This is a genomic window from Hoeflea sp. CAU 1731 (genome assembly GCF_039888615.1).
Lineage (GTDB): Bacteria > Pseudomonadota > Alphaproteobacteria > Rhizobiales > Rhizobiaceae > Flavimaribacter.
Window position 1 is genome coordinate 216,842 of record NZ_JBDQQS010000009.1, and the last position, 17,334, is coordinate 234,175.

Here is a 17,334-nt window from a genome sequence, read left to right on the forward strand (position 1 = left end):
GACGCCGGGTTCAAGCAATAATGGATTTCACTGTCATTGCCAGCAAAACCGATGTCGAGACCGGTCTCGATGCGCTTTGCGCGGCCGATCCGAGATTGCTGGAGGTGCGGCGGAAGGCGGGTTTAACGCCGCTGCGCAGGCAGGATCCGGGGTTCGCCGGTCTCGCGCAGATCATCGTCGCGCAGATGGTTTCCAAGGCCAGCGCCGCCGCGATCTGGGGGCGTCTGACTGACCAGACCGGGGGCGCAGCGCCGGCTCGCGTCGCCGCGCTCACCGATCAGCAATGCCGGGCGATCGGCCTGTCGCGCTCCAAGGAAAACACGCTGCGAGCGGCGGCGAACGCCGTACTGTCAGGCGCGCTCGATCCGCAGGATCTCTGCCGCGTCCCTGCTGAAGAGGCCATCGCCGCCATGATTGCGATCAAGGGTATCGGCCGGTGGACGGCGGAGGTCTATCTGCTGTTTTGCGCCGGCCACGCGGACATATTTCCGGCCGGAGACGTGGCGCTACAGAGCGCGGTCGCGCACGCCTTGCGCCTTGCTGACCGGCCAACGCAGAAGCAGCTCTATGCGCTGTCGGAGGAGTGGAGCCCCTGGCGCGGGGTCGCCGCCAGACTGTTCTGGGCCTACTATGCGAAAGAGATGCGGCGCGCCGACGTCATTCCGGCGTAAAGAGACAGTATTACGGCGCGCGCGGAGCCGATGCGCGATATCGCTTCCCCGCTTTATATTCCTGAGATAACTTCACAATCCTGTAACAACAGGCCTAATATACCATTATCAACGTGCGAATCACTCAGGAGAGTGAGGTGACAGTAGCTGTATCGCCGGACTCACTGCCGGCACTTGTTTTGAACGCCGATTACCGGCCTCTGAGTTACTACCCCCTGTCGCTGTGGTCCTGGCAGGACGCCATCAAGGCCGTCTTCCTGGACCGCGTCAACATTCTTGCGGAGTACGACTTCCGCGTCTCGTCCCCGAGCATGTCTCTGGCCCTGCCGAGCGTGGTGTGCCTCAAAAGTTACGTCAAGCCCAGCCGGCACCCGGCCTTCACACGCTTCAACGTCTTCCTGCGCGACCGCTTCCGCTGCCAGTACTGCGGCGCTGAAAACGACCTGACCTTCGACCATGTGGTTCCGCGCCGCTTCGGCGGGGAGACGACCTGGGAGAACATCGTCGCCGCCTGTTCGTCGTGCAACCTGAAGAAGGGCGGAAAGATGCCGCAGCAAGCGCGCATGTTCCCGTCGCAGAAGCCCTACCATCCGACAGTGCACGACCTGCACAACAATGGCCGGCAGTTTCCGCCGAACTATCTGCACGAAAGCTGGATGGACTACCTCTACTGGGACGTCGAACTGGAGCCGTAACAGTTCCGGTCAGTCTCGGCGCCCGAAGGCGAGGCGCAGCGAGAACCAGGCGAGCACGGCGCTTGCCAGAACGTTCCAGCCGGCGAGCGACAATCCGAAAATCCGCAGCGCCGCTTCGTCGCAGGAGGGCGGTGTGATGGCGTTGAGATCGTCGAGCAGGCTGCCGGCGTCCGTTGCGCCGCCGGCGACGCCGCTGCATGCGGACGGTCCCGGCCACCAGCCCCATTCGACGCCGGAATGATAGGCGCCGAGGGCTGCGCCATAGACCATGAGAAGTCCGCCTGCGAGCGCCAGCACGCGTGTCAGGATCGCCGGCAACTTCAGCCAGGCTGACAGCGCCGAGAGAACCATCAGCGGCGCGCCGATGTAGTAGGGCGTGCGCTGTTCCAGGCACAGGGCGCAGGGGATATAGCCGCCTATGTGCTCGAAGCCGAGCGCGGATCCCACGACCGCCGCCATGGCGAGCCCTGCGGCAAGTAGCCAGGGCGCGGCGCTACGGTCCACGGGGGCGGTCAATCTCGGCATGGCGGGAACCTCAAAACACGTAGCGGACTGCGACGAAGCCGCCAATCAGGATGATCATGAACAGCAGGAACAGCAGGCCGAGATATTTTTCGATAAAGGCCTGTATCGGCGCGCCGAAATGGTAGAGCAGAAAGGCGACCAGAAAAAAGCGCAGGCTCCTGCCAATGACGCTGACGATGACGAATGTCAGAAAATTCAGGCCGGTGAGGCCGGAGAAGATCGTCAGCACCTTGTAGGGAAACGGCGTGACTGCGGCAAACAGCACGCCCCAGCCGCCCCATGTGTTGTACCAGTCGGTGATCTCGGTGAAGGCGTCTTCCTTGCCGTAGAAATGCAGGATCGGCTCGCCGATCGCATCGAACAGGAACATGCCGATGGCGTAACCCAGCATGGCGCCGAGCACCGATGCGACGGTGCACAGCAGTGCGATCCGCCACCAGGCCTGCCGATTGGCGATAACCATAGGCACGAGCAGGACATCGGGCGGAATCGGAAAGAACGAACTTTCCGCAAATGACACGCCGACGAGCCCGGCCTTCGCAAAGCGGGTTCGTGCAAGCGACATGGTCCAGTCGTAGAGGCGTCTGATCATCCGTGCGGGTTCCAGTGGACGGGGATGCTTTTATGATTAATCGGCGGCCCGGTAAACCGCCTTGCGCTCTTTGCAGGCGATCGCGGCAAAAGCAAGTTGACCAACCCTCGACGCTTCGTATATTGCGGCTCCGATATCAGCCGACAGGCACCAGGCGGGTGTGGCGGAACTGGTAGACGCGCCAGACTCAAAATCTGGTGTCCTTTGGACGTGTCGGTTCGAGTCCGACCACCCGCACCACTCCCTGCATGAACCGATGTTCAAGACGATTGCACTTCATTCTTTCGGTTAGCGCTTTCAGTTACGCGGTTCCTCCGGCTGGCCGAACACCCTGTTGATCAGGCGCATCGCATAGGAGCGAATTCGACGCTCCGGCAAAGGCGAAAGGACAAGCCCGACCTCTTCGACCTCGCCTCTCTCCGACAGCGATCTTACGACAAGATCGACGGGCCCAAGCGTCAATCTGTCGCCCGGGACCGGATGATCCTGGAACTCATGCATGATGAGTTCGCCGATGGCGCGGTCGGGGCTGGCTCCGAGCGTTATCCCGTATTCGTGCTCGATCTCGCTGACCGTCGCGCCGGCTTTCAGGGCGAAGTGGCCGTAAATCTCCGGATCGGTCATATCCGCGGGCCTGGCGTAAACCGCGTCAAGAAGACGCACCTGGCGCGGCGTGGCGAACAAGTAGACGCGGTCGTTCGGCTGGAGCGGTCCCGCCGCATGGACGGAGTGCGCCTGGCCGTCGCGCTGTATGAGCAGCGGACGCGCCCATCGCGGAACGCGACTGCCTTTTCCGATCGTGCTGTCGGGATGGATACGGTATCCCACGAGCTCGACATCGGCCTTGCCCGGCAGGTCGAGTTCGATGCGGTCGACGAGACCCACTTGCGGTTGAGAGAGAAGGCGGAGGCGACGCGCCGCAAAGCTGATGGTCCAGCCCTGCGTCAGCAGCGAAACCAGCACGATGACGAAGACCACGTTGAAGAAGAACTGGCCGTCCGGCACGCCGCCGATGCCGGGTAGAATGGCGAGCAGGATGGAAACGGCGCCGCGCAATCCCACCCAGCCGACGAAGGCGATTTCGCGCCACGAGAAGCGAAACGGCGCAAGGCAGATCCAGACCGCCAGCGGGCGGGCGATCAGGATCAGAAAGGCGGCCGCCATCAGGCTCGGCGCCAGCACCGTCTCGAATTCCGAGGGTGTGGCGAGCAGACCGAGGGTCAGGAACATGCCGATCTGCGCCAGCCAGGTCATGCCGATCTGGAACCGGCGAATTCTGGCTTCGAAACGAACGCGCGCATTGCCGGCGACAAGTCCAGCGACGTAGGCGGCGAGGAATCCGCTGCCGCCGACGAGCCCTGTCGCGGCGAAGAGGACCAGCGCGCCTGCGACCGCCGCAATCGGATAGAGACCCTGATCAAGATCGCGAAGCACGCGAAGCAGAAGCACGATCAGGCCCCCGCCGACGACGCCCAGCACCAGTCCCAGACCGATCTGCAGGCCGAAGGTGACGGCCAATGACGGGATCGCCAGCGTTTTCAGTCCGCCGGCGGCGGCAAGTTCGACGAGGACGGCCGTGAGGAAGATCGCCATCGGATCGTTTGCGCCCGATTCGATCTCGAGGGTGGAGCGGATTCGCTCGCGAATGGTGATGCCGCCGACGCGAAGCAGAAAGAACACGGCGGCGGCGTCGGTGGACGCGACGATGGCGCCGAGCAGCAATCCTTCGCTCCACTGCGCTCCGAAAATCACCTTGAATCCCGCGCCGACTATGAGAGTGGTCAGCACGACGCCTACGGTCGCCAGCGTCAGGGCAGGAGCCGCCGCCACACGATAGCTTCTCAGCGACGTTGAAAAGCCGCTGTCGAAGAGAATTATGGCAAGCGCCAGCGAGCCGATAAAATAGGCCGTGCTTCCGCTGTCGAACTCGATCCCGAGTATCCCGTCCTCTCCGGCGAGAAGGCCAATCGCAAGGAACACCAGCAGCAAGGGGGCGCCGATGCGCTGCGAGATCAGACTCGTGAGCGCACTGAGCGTGATCAATGCGGCTCCGATCAGAATAGCGAGATTGATCTCATCGAACATGCGTTTGGAACTCCGGACTCCCTCTGTGCAGATACTTTCAACGGCGGAGAAAACAACCGCCTGACCTGCGTTATTCTGACAGGCGGTTGCAAAGGCGCGCCATTTAACCGGCTTGCCACAATCGCGTCACCCGGTTCGTCGACAGGATGTGCGAAACAGCACCGGAAAGAACGCGGTCTTGCCTGTCAGGCCAAACGGCATGGGGAAGCGCGCACGACCCCCGCCGATCCTGTTTGGCCTTACTTCCTCAACTCCTCGACAGCATCGCGGCGGACATGGAATATCCAGCTGTTCCTGCGACGTACGTCCTCGAAAACCTGCTGGTCCTCCTTTGCGAGTTCGATCAGCTTTTCGGCGTTTCCTTTCCTTGTCGCGAGAAAGATGATCGCTCCGACTATCAGCCCGATCATGAAATACCACCAGTCATCCAGGATGCTGGCAAGGACTGAGACCAGGACGACCAGAACGGAAACAATGGTCCAGATCGTGTCTGGCGAGGATGCGACGGGGCGCTGCAGCTTTGCGCGCAGGGCGTCCGACTGGACAAGGATATCCGCTACGTCCGGCCGTATGCCGAGCTTCAATTTCCCGGACTTCAGAAGTTCCATCGCCCTCTCGTAGGAGAAATCAAGGTCACTGTCGCTGATATATGGCACGGGCATTTCCTTTTAGAGTTCCGGATGCCGAATCTTCCGATCGCAAATTTATAGTCTCTTCGCGAAAGCTGTTTTGGGAGCAAAAAATATTTTTAAGTCGGCGCACAAGTTATGAAAACCGAAAGTAAAAAAGAAATTGCATACGGGACGTGTCATTTTGAAAGCCGACCTGTGCATGAAGGCGACTTCGACCGGGCTGCGCAGCGGGTTCACGTGGCCATTGCCGCAAACGCCGTGCGTTGCTAGATACTGCGTCAAGACAACGGGGAAGGCTACTGCGTTGACCGGGTTTGGCTTGGCCGGGCCATGACAGTCCTCTTTTCCCATGAGGATCGTGCTGTCGCCATGCTTCTTGAAAACAGTGACTACGTCACACTGATCGAAGGTTTTCGCTGGGACATCCCCGAGCGTTTCAATATCGGCGCAGCGGTGTGCGATGTCTGGGCGGAGCGCGATCCTGACCGGGTGTGCCTCTACTATTACCGGCCGGACGGTCCGCCCGACAGGCTGACCTACGGCGCGATGAAGCGGCGGTCCGACGCGGTGGCCGCGGGACTTGCGGCAAGGGGCGTTCGCGCCGGCGACCGGGTGGCGCTGCTTCTGCCGCAGCGCTTTGAGACCGCGATCGCCCATATCGCGATCTACAAGCTCGGCGCGATCGCCGTGCCGCTTGCCTCGCTCTTCGGAACAGAGGCGCTGCAATACCGGTTGGCGAGCGCCGGCGCGAAGGCGGTGATCACAGACCGGGCCGGCTTCGAGAAAATCACCGAAATCCGCGATACGCTTGATGCGCTCGACATTGTCGTGTCGGTGGACGGCTGCGACGGCGCCGTGGACTATGCGGACCTTGCCAACGCGGAAAACGGCGGGTTTCTTGCTGTCGACACGCGCGCCGACGACCCGGCGCTGATGATCTTCACGTCCGGCACCACCGGCCCCCCGAAAGGCGCGCTGCACGGGCACCGGGTGCTTCTCGGCCATCTGCCGGGCGTGCAGTTTCCCCATGAATTCCTCCCGCAGCCGGGAGACCGGTTCTGGACGCCGGCCGACTGGGCCTGGGCGGGCGGACTGTTGAACGTGCTTTTGCCGTCGCTCTATTTCGGCGTACCGGTCGTCGCCTCCCGGGCGCAGAAATTCGATCCGGCGACGGCGTATCGCATCATGGAAGAGATGGAGGTTCGCAACGCCTTCATCCCGCCGACGGCCCTGCGCATGTTGAGAACCGTCGAAAAGCCGCGGGAAAGATTCGATCTGAAGCTGCGGACCATCGGCTCGGGTGGGGAATCGCTCGGCCGCGAAACCTTCGAATGGGCGAAGGCGGAGCTCGGCATCGTGATCAACGAGTTCTACGGCCAGACGGAATGCAATCTGGTTTTGTCGTCTTGCGCGGCGATCGGGGTGAGCCGCATTGGCGCAATCGGCAAGCCTGTGCCGGGCCACCGCGTGGCGATCGTCGACGAGGAAGGCAATCGGGCGCCGCCCGGAACGCCGGGGCAGATTGCGGTGATGCGTCCCGATCCGGTGATGTTCCTGGAATACTGGAACAACCCCCAGGCCACGGCCGCCAAATTCATCGGCGACTGGATGCTGACGGGAGACCAGGGGATTGCGGACGAGGACGGCTATATCGCGTTTTTCGGTCGCGACGACGACGTCATCACCTCGGCCGGCTACCGGATCGGCCCCGGCGAAATCGAGGACTGCCTGACCGGGCACCCGGCGGTGGCGCTGGCGGCGGCCGTGGGCAAGCCCGATCCGGTGCGCACCGAGATCGTCAAGGCCTATATCGTGCTGAAGCCGGGATTTCGGGAAAGCCACGCGCTTGCCGGCGAAATCCAGGACTGGGTGAAGATGCGGCTCTCGGCGCATGAATATCCGCGCGAGGTGGAATTCGTGGACGCGATGCCGCTGACGACGACCGGCAAGGTCGTGCGGCGGGAGTTGAGAGACCGGGCGCAGAGGGAAACGCGCAGCTTCGATCCGCGATAGGGGCGGCGGCTGGCCCCGACAGGGCGGCCGGCAAGCCGTCTGAGAGGCGCTGAAGCCGCGCTTGCGGTCGGGCGTGAGTGGCGCGGACGCGAATTTCGCCGTTTCTTCAGACGAAATCTGGCTTTGTTTCGGGAATTCGGGATTTTGCGGGTCGTCCGGTGCGTCCGGCGGCGGGGATTCGGCTTCCACGGGGCAATCAATCCAGGCCTTGAACGCCTTTTTCCGCCGGGCGCGGGCTTCGTTGCGATAGCGCCTCAGCAGACGGCCGGGATCTTCCAGGCGGCGCGCGGCGCGCGGATCGACGAGCGCGGTGATGAGGCGCATTACGCGGCGGTCTTCCATGCGCGTGAGGGATTCGCCCGCGAGCGCCCGCTTCATCAGCTCCGCGTCGTCGCAATGGTCCGGGTACGGCGCGGCCAGGTTCACGCCGGTTTCAAAGTCTCTGAGCGCGCGTTCGCAGGATTCAAGCCTGGCTTCGGCTTCCGCCAGCGCCAGGGCGCGGAAGCTGCGCTCGTCGCAGGGGATGAAATCGGCAAGCGTCAGGTCGGGCCGGCCGAGAATGATGCGGAGCCACAGGCCGACGCGCGCCTTGTCAGGCTTCGCGGTCGCGCCGTGCCGGCGGGCGTTGCCGGAAACGATGGCCTTGCCGGCTGGTGTTCTGGGGCCTGTGCTCTTGGCAGAGTTCGCCCGGTTGCGGCGGGCGATGTGATCCGCCGTCATTGCATGGCCGGATCGAAGGCTTGCGACAGAGTCTGCAGGCTGGACGCCACGGCGATACCTCATACGGATGGGGGCTGGTTTCATAACACGGATAGCGGGAAAATGCAAGGTTGTTCGTGTTTTGTTCTTAGTCTGTGTATCGAATCTTCGCGTGATTGACTGATAATTGAAACCGTACATATGGTTCGAACTCTGACCTTGGAGATGGTTTATGCGGGCAACGAGACAATTTCTGGAGCACTCAAATTGATGTCGAAGCGTACAATAGACATACGCCGCGAGGCGGCAGGGCAGATGCAGGTGGGTACGCTTGAGGAAGGCTCCATAACTGGCTTAGTCGAGTTTGGCGATCGCTTTCTAATCGTCAAAGAAAAGGCCGTTTATGAGTTTATTATGGCTGACAAGATTGACCCTGATCGCAACAATGAGAGAATTCCCAACTCTCAGCAACGTATCTTCAAAGTCGGATCGAATGACCCCGTAATAGGGCACACGCTTTTAACTGCCGACACTCTATTCAATCCTAAGTTTTTGCCTGACACGTTTGATCGCGAGAAAGCAATGGATGCTGCCTTGCGGCTCACGAATGACTTAGTAGCTATGCGGGATGAGCAGCGGAAGCTACTGAAAGAGATAGAAATAGATGTTGCTGATGCCGCTACAAAGCCTTTCAACTCTGGCTTTGCAATTCCCGCAATAATGGATTTGGAACCGCGCTGCAAAACTGTTGTACAACGTGCAGATCATATTACTATTGCCGTGCTCGACATTGCTAGGCTGTTTTTCGGTTCACAGATAACGCACGCCGATTCGTTGTCGAAGTTTGCCGAATCGGAATTTGAAGAAGAAGACCAATTCCGTATTTTCAGCGAACAGGCTGTTCCGTTGCTCCGACTAATTCGGGAGTCACGCAATGCAGTCGAGCATCACAAGCCAGCTAAGCGAGCTGTATTCGCAAATTTCCAAATGAATTCTGAGGGAAAACTTGTGCGACCTCAGTTTGAATTGATTCATCCGCAATTCCCCCAACCAACAACCGACCTTGTCGAGTTTTTCGGATATTTGATTGAGGAGTTGTCAACATTGTTTGAGACATTTGTCGCCTTGTGTTGCGGCTACTACGCACAGTTCGACAAATTTATCATTGCAGTTGTCAGCCAAGACAAAGCTCGACGTCGCAGTCCACACGTCCGATACTCTTATGCGTTGGCAATTAATGGTGAGTGGGCACCTCTGAGTTGATCAATTTTTTACATTAGCAGCATTTGACCCGCGCTGCGAAACTCCCTCCTGACTTCACATGCATTCCGTATCTACCAGAGAGCACTATCTTTCTGTCGCACAATCTCGAACCGCTGAAATGCCAATCGAGACTGGAAGATTTCCACTTTCTTGTTGGCAATTTCTGCTCTCACCTCAGAGACTGTAATTTTAGAACTTGGCCCCACGATCACTTCTTTGAGTTGCATTGAACTAGAGAAAGGGTGAAAGACGATTTTATTTATTGAAACTTGTCCTGAAAACGTAACCAATAATCGGACCTCTTCTTCATAGCTCCAGTGGATGAATTTCGTAGCAAAAAGATCGATCATCTGATCTTCTCCGACATATGCGAAGAAGTTTTCAGGGGTTAAATTTGGATAAAGCCTTTCGGAGACGTACCGCACATCGACGAAGATACTAGGATCAACATCGAAACCATAGGCGACACCCGTATGGTTCTTGGCATAGTGCGACCACATTACAGGATTTCGCCAGGTTCTACAAAAACAAAGTAACCCGTGCTGTTTGTCCATATCTGCGAGCCAAGTTCGGAACTGGCGCCGTATTGTCTTGTTCCTTTGGCTGAAGGATGCCAATTCGTATGGATCGTTGCACAGGGAGAATCTAGAAACTTTCAGATGCTTCTTACGCAGATTGTCTAATGCGTACTCTGGCGGTGTGAAGTAGTATACTCGCTTCATAGGTTTCATCATTGCCCTCCACCCACTGAACTGCCATGGAACAAGCAATAGCAATTTCCTGAGTGACGCAGACAAATTATGTCCGCAATTGGGTTATCGCAGACAAGATCCCATCCGAATCCCGCCCATCTCTGGCTGCGCCTCGGCATGTACACTGGTGATTGAAACATTCATAAAGCAAGAAAGCAAAGCGCTATCAGGTGCGCGCCGCCCGCGCATTTCTTATGCGGTCAGGAGTTGAGCCATGAACAATGTGATGTCTTACAAGGGGTATTCCGCCCGCGTCGAATATGATGACGAAGACGGTATTTTGTTCGCCCGGATCGCTGGCATTCGCGATGGCGTCGGGTTTCACGCCAACAGCGTCGAGGAATTGCGGACGGCGTTTCGTGACGCGGTGGACGATTACATCGACACATGCGCAAAGGTCGGCAAGGAACCGCAGAAACCCTATTCGGGCAAGATGATGTTTCGCGTGGACCCGGAAGTTCACCGCAAGGCGTCGCTGGCGGCGGAAATCTCCGGAAAGAGCCTCAATCAATGGGCCGAAGAGACGCTCGCCAAGGCGGCGGATTTACCCAATTCAGAGTAGGGAGCACCTGCCTTTCTCCTTCCGCGCCGCGGACGCGGCGCCGCTGGATTGCGGGTCAGGCCCGCAATGAGGGCAGGGGGGAGGGTCCGTTGAAAACAGCAAGGCCATAGGCGAGGCGGATGTTGTATCGGACAGCCTCTCTTCGCCACTTCATACCGCACTTGACGCGGTATTCCGCGCCGGGGTTCAGCAGATGACAGCGCGCGTGGACGCATCTTCCGCGCCGCGCATCGAGTGCGTGTCATCAGGGCAGGCTTGCGACCAGGATCGTCTCTTAAGCCACGGCCTTCGCCACCATGTCGGGATGCCGGGCGATCACGCGCACATAGGCGATTGCGAAGTCGGGGGCGGTCGCCCGCGCCTGCTCCCAATCCCGCAGCGTGCCGACGGGAACCCGAAAACGGCTGGCGAATTCGGCTTGCGACAAGCCCAATCCGGTCCGCGTCTTGCGGATCAGCCGGGCGCGTTGGGCGCGGTCGAGCGCATCCGCCGTCACGTCGAAATCTTCCGCATCCGACGGATCAGCAGGAAGAATGATATTCTTTTTCTTCACCGTTGTTGCTCCTTCTAACGGAAATGAAGCGGGGCAAATCATCCCGCCAGACAAACACGCCGGTAAACAGTTTCTCGTCGACCATGCCAATCACCTTGAACCGTTCCTCGCCATCCTGCTTGCGGATGGAGGGAATGATCAGATGGTTGTCGTCCTCGAAGATCGTGTTGCCGAACGCCAGTGACAGCTTGTGCTTGAGCACAATCGAACCTGTTTTCCATGTGCACAAATATACGGAAATCCCGTACTTATATCTAGGTGATGTTTGCAGGACTTGCTCACTTGTCGGCTCCGACGTGATTGTTCTCCTCCCGCGCCGCGGACGCGGCGCTGCTGGATTGCGGGTCAGGCCCGCAATGAGGGCAAGGGAAGGGGCGTAGAGACAGCGAACTCGGCATCTGCGGACAGCCTGTGCGCAGCGATCTTGCGACGGCTTCTCGATGCATTCCCCTGCGGCGCCGCCCTATGGATCGCGGATCTTCGTCCGCGATGAGGGAAGAGAGGAAATTTGGCGTCGATACACAGCTTCGGAATTTGCCGCCAGGCAGGAGGAAATGTGTTTTCTCCCTCCTACAAACATTCCACACACCGTGCTTTGGCGCGGGATCCGGATCGGGAGTGGCGTCTGCGCTGTGCATCAGACCATCGCCGGACGACGCCAGCCTATTTGAGGCCGATTATCGAGCGCAGCTTTTCGCGCACGCGGCGGCCGAAATTGCGGGTTTCGTTGTAGAGGTGCAATTGTTTTGCGACCTGTCGGACTTCCCGGTCCTTCGCCTCGCTGAGGCCCACGATGACCGTGCTCATGGGCGAGCGTTCCCGCCATGAGCGGCTCATGACCGGGTGGTCCGGAACCGCGCAGGAATCCGTCATGTCGATGTTCGGATCGTCGAGCAGCGTTTCGGTGAGATCCTCGACGAGAAGCTGGCCCGGAGAAAACTGGCTGTAGGTTTCGTCGAATGCGGTTTTCCAGGTATAGGCGGTGCCGTTCATCACAAAGACGATCATCGAAGCGATCGCGCGGCCGTCGAGATCGAGCGTGTGGATGCGCACATTGTCCTTGTCCGCAAGATTGGTGATGGCCTCGCGGGTGAACGCCGCCCGGTAACGGTCCATGGCGAGCGCCGACCGGCGGCTGCCCTTCCAGCCGCTGGCTTCCAGCGTCAGGAACTCCTCGGCCCGTTGGCGGACCTCTTCCGGACTGCGGGCGACGTGATATTCAAGCTTGCCGAGCCCGGACAGCTTGCGCTTCTGCCGGCGATGCTCGCGGCGATGCTTGGCCGAGATCGTCTGTTCGAGATATTCCGCCGGCGGGACATCGCTTCGCAGCACGGGACGTTCGAAGGGATCGGTCTCGGCGATGGTGAGATTGCGGGAAAGCGCGACGCCGCGCAGCACGGAGGCGAACGGGCCGTCGCGGCGCAGATTGGGCAGGACGAGAATGGACGGCAGCCCCGATTCCGGACGGTTGATGGCATCGAACAGCCCGCCGATCGTTTCCGCGGCGTTCTCGCTGTCGAGCAGCGGCGTTCCGAGCGGGCCGAACGGATTGGACCAGGAGCGGATGATCGACGGACCCACCGGTATTCCGGGCTTCTCGACCGAAAAGGGCATCAGGAAACGCAGCCGGCTGCGCGCCTCGTTGTCGTCGCGAATGACCATCAGGCGGATGGTCCGGTCTTCCAGGCGCGGCATGGCGGGGGCCAGAAACTGGGCCGAGAAGAAGACGTTGTCCTCCATCGCCCGCGCGGTCAGGAAATTCAGTTCCTCACGCAGATCGTAGCCGGCGGACGCAGGGTATACCTTCAGCGTGCGACCGGTCAGGCCGGTTTCCAGCGATTGCTCGAAATCCACCGGTTGCCTCGTCGCAGCTGGCTCCGCTGCGGGCCTGCTCCCGTCACGATCTTCCATATCTCTCTTATTGAGGGGTGTTAGCGCCATTGTGTTCTTGCCCGTTTTTTAGTTTATGTCTGGCCACGCCAATTCTCAATAACATTATAATATTCAATTCTTTCCGGACGATGAAAAACAGAAGCACGGTTTCGGCAATCATCGCGAACGCCGTTGCGGCGGCTGCGCCGACAATGCCGAGTATCGGTATGAGGACGAGATTCGCGCCGACATTGATTGTAAAGGCGACGGCGTAGACAGCGGCGCAGATCCGCTCGCGCCCGGCCATGATCAGCAGCGCTTCCGCCGGTCCGATCGCGGCTTTCGCGAGGATTCCCGCAAGCAGCACGACCATGACCGGATAGCCGTCCGCGAAATCCGGGCCGAACAGGGCGAGCAGCCAGGGGCCTGTCGCAAGAACTGCGAGACCGATCGCCAGCGACGGCCAGAACGTCCAGCGCGCGGCGTTCGATGCAAAGGCGGCAAGCGCCGGCCTGTCTTTGACCGCCACGAGTTCGGCGAAGCGCGGACCGGTTCCGGCCTTGACGGCGAAATAGGCGAAGTGAACCAGGGCCATGCATTTGGCGGCGGCGTAATAGGTGGCGACGCGCTCCGGCTCCAGGAAGAGACCGACCATGATCACGTCCGAATTGGTGAGCAGGTAATAGAAACCCTCGACCAGGAAGATGGGCAGGGCGACGCGGAGCCAGTGGCCGAAATGGACCTTCTTCTCGCCCTTTCCGAACCGGTTGCGCAGGCGGCGGCCGAGCACAAGGAATTGCCCGACGGTCGTCGCCGCCGCCGCGGCGAGGGCGGCCGTGATGGCGGTGACGGCGGAAGCGGAAAAGCCGACCAGAACGGCGATCGCGACAAAGAGCAGGATCAGGATCGGGCGGATGATGAATGTGGGGCTGAGCGCATTGACAGGCCAGTTATTGGCGCGCGCCGCCCCATCGAGAATATCGCCCAGCGTGATGAGCGGCAGGGCGAAGGCGCCCAGAAACAGCGGCGCGACGTAATAGTGATCGACGCGATCGCCCAGAAGATAGAGGCAGACCATGCCGGCGACGCCGATCAGACCAGCCGACCCCGCGGCGAATAATTGCGCGGTGGCGATAATGCCGCGTAGTTCGGCGATGCGGTTTTCGGCGTTGTATTGCGGAATGAAGCGAATGAGCGCCGTCTGGTAGCCGAAACAGGCGAGATTGCCGAGGATCAGTACGAAAACCCAGACGAAGACATACACGCCGTACTCGAACTGGCCCATGATGCGGGCGAGAATGATCTGCGACAGGAAGGCGAGACCGGCGCTGAACACCCGGATCGCGAAGGCGATCATCGCCATGCGCTGCGCCTCGCCGCCATCGCCCTTGCCGCCGGCGAGGCGAAGCAGACGCGCAATCATCGTCTGCAACAGCGACTGTTCCGGCGCATCTGCCGGATTGTTGGGGTTTCGAGCCACTTTGGACGGTCACATCTCGCTGACGGCGCCGTATTGCGCAGCCGCTACCGTCTCATACCTTGTTTAAGAAACGGTTGGCTGCGTCCGGGCCTGTCCTCTCCGATCACTTGGGACCGAAGAGGCAAGAACGTCTGCCGCATCAAGTAAATCTAGGCGTAAGCGCCGTGGCAATGCTTGTATTTCTTGCCAGAGCCGCAGGGGCAGGGTTCGTTCCGGCCGACCTTGCCCCAGGTCGAGGGGTCGTTGGGGTCGCGTTCGGAGGCGGCCACCATTCGGCTGGGCGCCATCACGGCCGCGCCGCCGCCAAACGCCGGCGGCTCGGTGAACTCGTCTTCGCCGGTCGTTGCGTCGATATGGTGCGCTTCCATCGTGTCCGGTTCGTGCGGCTGCGGCGCATCGGCGGCCTGCTGAACGATTTCGACGCGCATGAGTTGACCGGTGACATGCATTCGCAGCTGCGACAGAAGAGTCTGGAAAAGCTCGAACGCCTCGCTCTTGTACTCCTGCAGCGGATCGCGCTGGGCCATGCCGCGGAAGCCGACGACCGAACGCAGATGGTCGAGATTGACCAGGTGTTCACGCCAGAGGTTATCAAGGGTCTGAAGCACGACGGACTTTTCGACATAGGCCATGGTTTCCGGCCCGTAGCGCTCGGTGCGTTCCGTCGCCGCCTTGTCGGCTTCCGCCGTCAGGCGTTCGCGGATGTCGTCCTCGGCGATGCCTTCCTCGGCCGCCCATTCCTCGATCGGCAGGTCGAGATTGAGATACTGGGCGACTTCCTGCTTGAGAGCGGCAGTGTCCCACTGTTCCGCATAGGCCTTTTCCGGAATGTGCCGGTCAACGAGCGTGTCGATGACTTCATGGCGCATTTCGGCGACGTCTTCGGTCACGTCTGCGGAATCCATCAGTTCGAGGCGCTGTTCGAAGATGACCTTGCGCTGGTCGTTCATCACGTCGTCGAATTTCAGGAGGTTCTTGCGGATGTCGAAGTTGCGCGCCTCGACCTTCTTCTGCGCGCGCTCCAGAGCCTTGTTGATCCACGGATGGACGATCGCCTCGCCTTCCTTGAGGCCTAGTTTCTGCAGCATGCCGTCCATACGGTCGGAGCCGAAGATGCGCATGAGATCGTCCTGCAGCGACAGGAAGAACTTGGAGCGGCCCGGGTCGCCCTGTCGTCCGGAACGGCCGCGCAACTGATTGTCGATGCGGCGGCTTTCATGGCGCTCGGTCGCAAGCACGTAAAGGCCGCCGGCGGACTTTGCCTGGTCTTTCAGCTTCTGGACTTCCGCGCGGATTTCGGCGGTTTTCTTCGCCCGCTCCGCCTCGTCGTCGACGCCCTGCAGTTCCTGCTCGAGGCGCATCTCGACATTGCCGCCGAGCTGGATGTCGGTGCCGCGGCCGGCCATGTTGGTGGCGATGGTGATCGATCCCGGCACGCCGGCCTGGGAGATGATGTGGGCTTCCTGTTCGTGATAACGGGCGTTCAGAACCTGGAAGTCCTTCACGCCCGCCTCCTTGAGGAGGGTCGCCAGCGCTTCCGATTTTTCGATCGAGGTGGTGCCGACGAGCACCGGCTGCATCTTGTTGCGGGCGGCGGTGATCTCCTCGATGATCGCCTTGTATTTTTCCTCGGTGGTGCGATAGACCTCGTCGTCCTCGTCTGCGCGGGCGATCGGCAGGTTGGTCGGCACCTCGACCACTTCGAGCCCGTAGATGTTGCCGAACTCTTCGGCCTCCGTCGCCGCCGTGCCCGTCATGCCGGCGAGCTTGGTGTACATGCGGAAATAGTTCTGGAAGGTGATCGAGGCGAGCGTCTGGTTTTCCGGCTGGATCTTGACGTGTTCCTTGGCCTCGAGCGCCTGGTGCTGGCCTTCCGAATAGCGCCGCCCCGGCATCATGCGGCCGGTGAATTCGTCGATGATGACGATTTCGTCATTGCGAACGATATAGTCCTTGTCGCGGGTGAACAGCCGGTGGGCTTTGAGCGCATTGTTGACGTGATGGACGATCGCGACGTTCTCGATGTCGTAGAGCGACTCGCCTTTCAGAAGCCCGGCTTCCTTGAGCATATTCTCGAGATTTTCGGTGCCGTCCTCGGTGAAGCTCGCCGAGCGCTGCTTTTCGTCGATCTCGTAGTCGGTTTCCGAAAGCTTCGGAATGAAGGCGTCGATCGTGTTATAGAGTTCCGAACGGTCGTCGAGCGGGCCGGAAATGATCAGCGGCGTGCGCGCCTCGTCGATCAGGATCGAATCCACCTCGTCGACGATGGCGTAGTGGTGGCCGCGCTGGGCCATGCTCTGGCGATCATACTTCATGTTGTCGCGCAGATAGTCGAAGCCGAGCTCGTTGTTGGTGGCGTAGGTGACGTCGGCGGCGTAGGCCGCGCGTCGGGCGTCGTCGTCCATGCCGTGCACGATGGTCGCGGTCGTCATGCCGAGAAAGGCGTAGACCTGTCCCATCCATTCGGCGTCGCGCTGGGCCAGATAGTCGTTGACGGTCACGACGTGGACGCCCTTGCCTTCGAGCGCGTTGAGATAGACCGGCAGGGTGGCGACCAGCGTCTTGCCTTCACCCGTCTTCATTTCGGCGATGGAATTTTCGTGCAGGATCATCCCGCCGATCAGCTGCACGTCGAAGGGCCTGAGGCCGATAACCCTGCGGGCGGCTTCTCGCACGGTGGCGAAAGCAGGCACAAGGAGATCGTCGAGCTTGGCGCCGCCGGCGAGCTGCTCGCGGAACATGTCGGTTCGCGCCGCGAGGTCGCCGTCTGACAGCGCCTGGATTTCCTCTTCGAGCGCGTTGATGGCGTCGACGCGGGGTTGATAGGCGCGGACGCGTCGGTCATTCGACGATCCGAAAATTTTCCTGGCAAGATTGCCGAAGCTGACCATGCAAATGGTCCTTTCTCGTATGTCAGTCAGGACTCGGGGCCGCTGCAAG

Annotated in this window: 16 protein-coding genes and 1 tRNA gene; 7 read left to right on the forward strand and 10 right to left on the reverse strand. The window is 60.3% G+C overall.

Translation table 11 applies throughout. From position 1 onward, the window contains the following. Positions 1 to 20: 20 nt before the first annotated feature. A complete protein-coding gene (locus AAFN47_RS16235; protein ID WP_499810290.1) occupies positions 21 to 671 on the forward strand; it encodes a DNA-3-methyladenine glycosylase family protein in 651 nt (216 codons plus the stop codon). A 137-nt stretch (positions 672 to 808) separates the two neighbouring features. Continuing rightward, positions 809 to 1,366: an HNH endonuclease gene (locus AAFN47_RS16240; RefSeq protein ID WP_499810291.1), complete on the forward strand. Its 558-nt coding sequence runs from the start codon at positions 809 to 811 to the stop codon at positions 1,364 to 1,366. A 9-nt stretch (positions 1,367 to 1,375) separates the two neighbouring features. On the opposite strand, the gene AAFN47_RS16245 is transcribed toward AAFN47_RS16240, so the two are convergent. Further along, entirely contained in the window at positions 1,376 to 1,891 is a 516-nt protein-coding gene (locus AAFN47_RS16245; protein ID WP_499810292.1) for a disulfide bond formation protein B, read from the reverse strand. Positions 1,892 to 1,901: 10 nt separating this feature from the next. Next, positions 1,902 to 2,483, reverse strand: a complete 582-nt coding sequence (locus AAFN47_RS16250; protein WP_499810293.1) for a YqaA family protein — start codon at positions 2,481 to 2,483, stop codon at positions 1,902 to 1,904. Between the two features lie 154 nt (positions 2,484 to 2,637). Here AAFN47_RS16250 and AAFN47_RS16255 point away from each other — a divergent pair. Continuing rightward, positions 2,638 to 2,723 (forward strand) — tRNA-Leu (locus AAFN47_RS16255). Positions 2,724 to 2,780: 57 nt separating this feature from the next. Here the strand turns inward: AAFN47_RS16255 and AAFN47_RS16260 are convergent. Together AAFN47_RS16260 and AAFN47_RS16265 are read right to left on the reverse strand one after the other, a co-directional pair. Continuing rightward, on the reverse strand, positions 2,781 to 4,568 hold the full coding sequence (locus AAFN47_RS16260; protein WP_499810294.1) for a potassium/proton antiporter: 1,788 nt from the start codon (positions 4,566 to 4,568) through the stop codon (positions 2,781 to 2,783). Positions 4,569 to 4,807: 239 nt separating this feature from the next. Beyond that, positions 4,808 to 5,224 carry a hypothetical protein gene (locus tag AAFN47_RS16265; RefSeq protein ID WP_499810295.1) on the reverse strand — a complete coding sequence of 139 codons (417 nt, stop codon included), beginning with the start codon at positions 5,222 to 5,224 and terminating at the stop codon, positions 4,808 to 4,810. A gap of 345 nt (positions 5,225 to 5,569) precedes the next feature. On the opposite strand from AAFN47_RS16265, the gene AAFN47_RS16270 reads away from it, so the two are divergent. The 3 genes from AAFN47_RS16270 (at position 5,570) to AAFN47_RS16280 (ending at position 9,175) form a co-directional block, all read left to right on the forward strand. Then, a complete protein-coding gene (locus AAFN47_RS16270) occupies positions 5,570 to 7,213 on the forward strand; it encodes an acyl-CoA synthetase (RefSeq protein ID WP_499810331.1) in 1,644 nt (547 codons plus the stop codon). Positions 7,214 to 7,357: 144 nt separating this feature from the next. Continuing rightward, complete coding sequence (locus AAFN47_RS16275) at positions 7,358 to 8,092, forward strand: hypothetical protein (RefSeq protein WP_499810296.1); 735 nt, start codon at positions 7,358 to 7,360, stop codon at positions 8,090 to 8,092. Positions 8,093 to 8,113: 21 nt separating this feature from the next. After that, entirely contained in the window at positions 8,114 to 9,175 is a 1,062-nt protein-coding gene (locus tag AAFN47_RS16280; RefSeq protein ID WP_499810297.1) for a hypothetical protein, read from the forward strand. A 71-nt stretch (positions 9,176 to 9,246) separates the two neighbouring features. On the opposite strand, the gene AAFN47_RS16285 is transcribed toward AAFN47_RS16280, so the two are convergent. Further along, positions 9,247 to 9,906 (reverse strand): DUF2971 domain-containing protein, encoded by a 660-nt coding sequence (locus AAFN47_RS16285; protein ID WP_499810298.1) that lies wholly within the window; start codon positions 9,904 to 9,906, stop codon positions 9,247 to 9,249. A 235-nt stretch (positions 9,907 to 10,141) separates the two neighbouring features. Between AAFN47_RS16285 and AAFN47_RS16290 the strand changes: the two genes are divergently transcribed. After that, positions 10,142 to 10,489, forward strand: a complete 348-nt coding sequence (locus AAFN47_RS16290) for a type II toxin-antitoxin system HicB family antitoxin (protein WP_499810299.1) — start codon at positions 10,142 to 10,144, stop codon at positions 10,487 to 10,489. A 274-nt stretch (positions 10,490 to 10,763) separates the two neighbouring features. Here the strand turns inward: AAFN47_RS16290 and AAFN47_RS16295 are convergent, their stop codons facing one another. The 5 genes from AAFN47_RS16295 to secA form a co-directional block, all read right to left on the reverse strand. After that, the gene (locus AAFN47_RS16295) at positions 10,764 to 11,042 is read right to left on the reverse strand and encodes a helix-turn-helix domain-containing protein (protein WP_499810300.1); all 279 of its coding nucleotides are present in this window, start codon (positions 11,040 to 11,042) and stop codon (positions 10,764 to 10,766) included. After that, complete coding sequence (locus tag AAFN47_RS16300) at positions 11,011 to 11,244, reverse strand: BrnT family toxin (RefSeq protein WP_499810301.1); 234 nt, start codon at positions 11,242 to 11,244, stop codon at positions 11,011 to 11,013. The genes AAFN47_RS16295 and AAFN47_RS16300 overlap by 32 nt, the downstream gene beginning before the upstream one ends. Before the next feature lie 461 nt (positions 11,245 to 11,705). Further along, positions 11,706 to 12,953, reverse strand: a complete 1,248-nt coding sequence (locus AAFN47_RS16305; protein ID WP_499810302.1) for a GNAT family N-acetyltransferase — start codon at positions 12,951 to 12,953, stop codon at positions 11,706 to 11,708. 7 nt (positions 12,954 to 12,960) lie between these two features. Next, a complete protein-coding gene (locus AAFN47_RS16310) occupies positions 12,961 to 14,394 on the reverse strand; it encodes a lipopolysaccharide biosynthesis protein (RefSeq protein ID WP_499810303.1) in 1,434 nt (477 codons plus the stop codon). Positions 14,395 to 14,543: 149 nt separating this feature from the next. Next, positions 14,544 to 17,285, reverse strand: a complete 2,742-nt coding sequence (gene secA, locus AAFN47_RS16315) for a preprotein translocase subunit SecA (RefSeq protein WP_499810304.1) — start codon at positions 17,283 to 17,285, stop codon at positions 14,544 to 14,546. Positions 17,286 to 17,334: the final 49 nt, after the last annotated feature.

What these genes read in the sequence shown, in the direction of transcription:
- AAFN47_RS16260 (WP_499810294.1), bottom strand. Translation starts at nt 4,568, where the DNA reads ATGTTCGATGAGATCAATCTCGCTATTCTGATCGGAGCCGCATTGATC.
- AAFN47_RS16235 (WP_499810290.1), top strand. Translation starts at nt 21, where the DNA reads ATGGATTTCACTGTCATTGCCAGCAAAACCGATGTCGAGACCGGTCTC.
- AAFN47_RS16305 (WP_499810302.1), bottom strand. Translation starts at nt 12,953, where the DNA reads ATGGAAGATCGTGACGGGAGCAGGCCCGCAGCGGAGCCAGCTGCGACG.
- AAFN47_RS16270 (WP_499810331.1), top strand. Translation starts at nt 5,570, where the DNA reads ATGCTTCTTGAAAACAGTGACTACGTCACACTGATCGAAGGTTTTCGC.
- AAFN47_RS16285 (WP_499810298.1), bottom strand. Translation starts at nt 9,906, where the DNA reads ATGAAACCTATGAAGCGAGTATACTACTTCACACCGCCAGAGTACGCA.
- AAFN47_RS16250 (WP_499810293.1), bottom strand. Translation starts at nt 2,483, where the DNA reads ATGATCAGACGCCTCTACGACTGGACCATGTCGCTTGCACGAACCCGC.
- AAFN47_RS16280 (WP_499810297.1), top strand. Translation starts at nt 8,114, where the DNA reads ATGGTTCGAACTCTGACCTTGGAGATGGTTTATGCGGGCAACGAGACA.
- AAFN47_RS16290 (WP_499810299.1), top strand. Translation starts at nt 10,142, where the DNA reads ATGAACAATGTGATGTCTTACAAGGGGTATTCCGCCCGCGTCGAATAT.
- secA (WP_499810304.1), bottom strand. Translation starts at nt 17,285, where the DNA reads ATGGTCAGCTTCGGCAATCTTGCCAGGAAAATTTTCGGATCGTCGAAT.
- AAFN47_RS16245 (WP_499810292.1), bottom strand. Translation starts at nt 1,891, where the DNA reads ATGCCGAGATTGACCGCCCCCGTGGACCGTAGCGCCGCGCCCTGGCTA.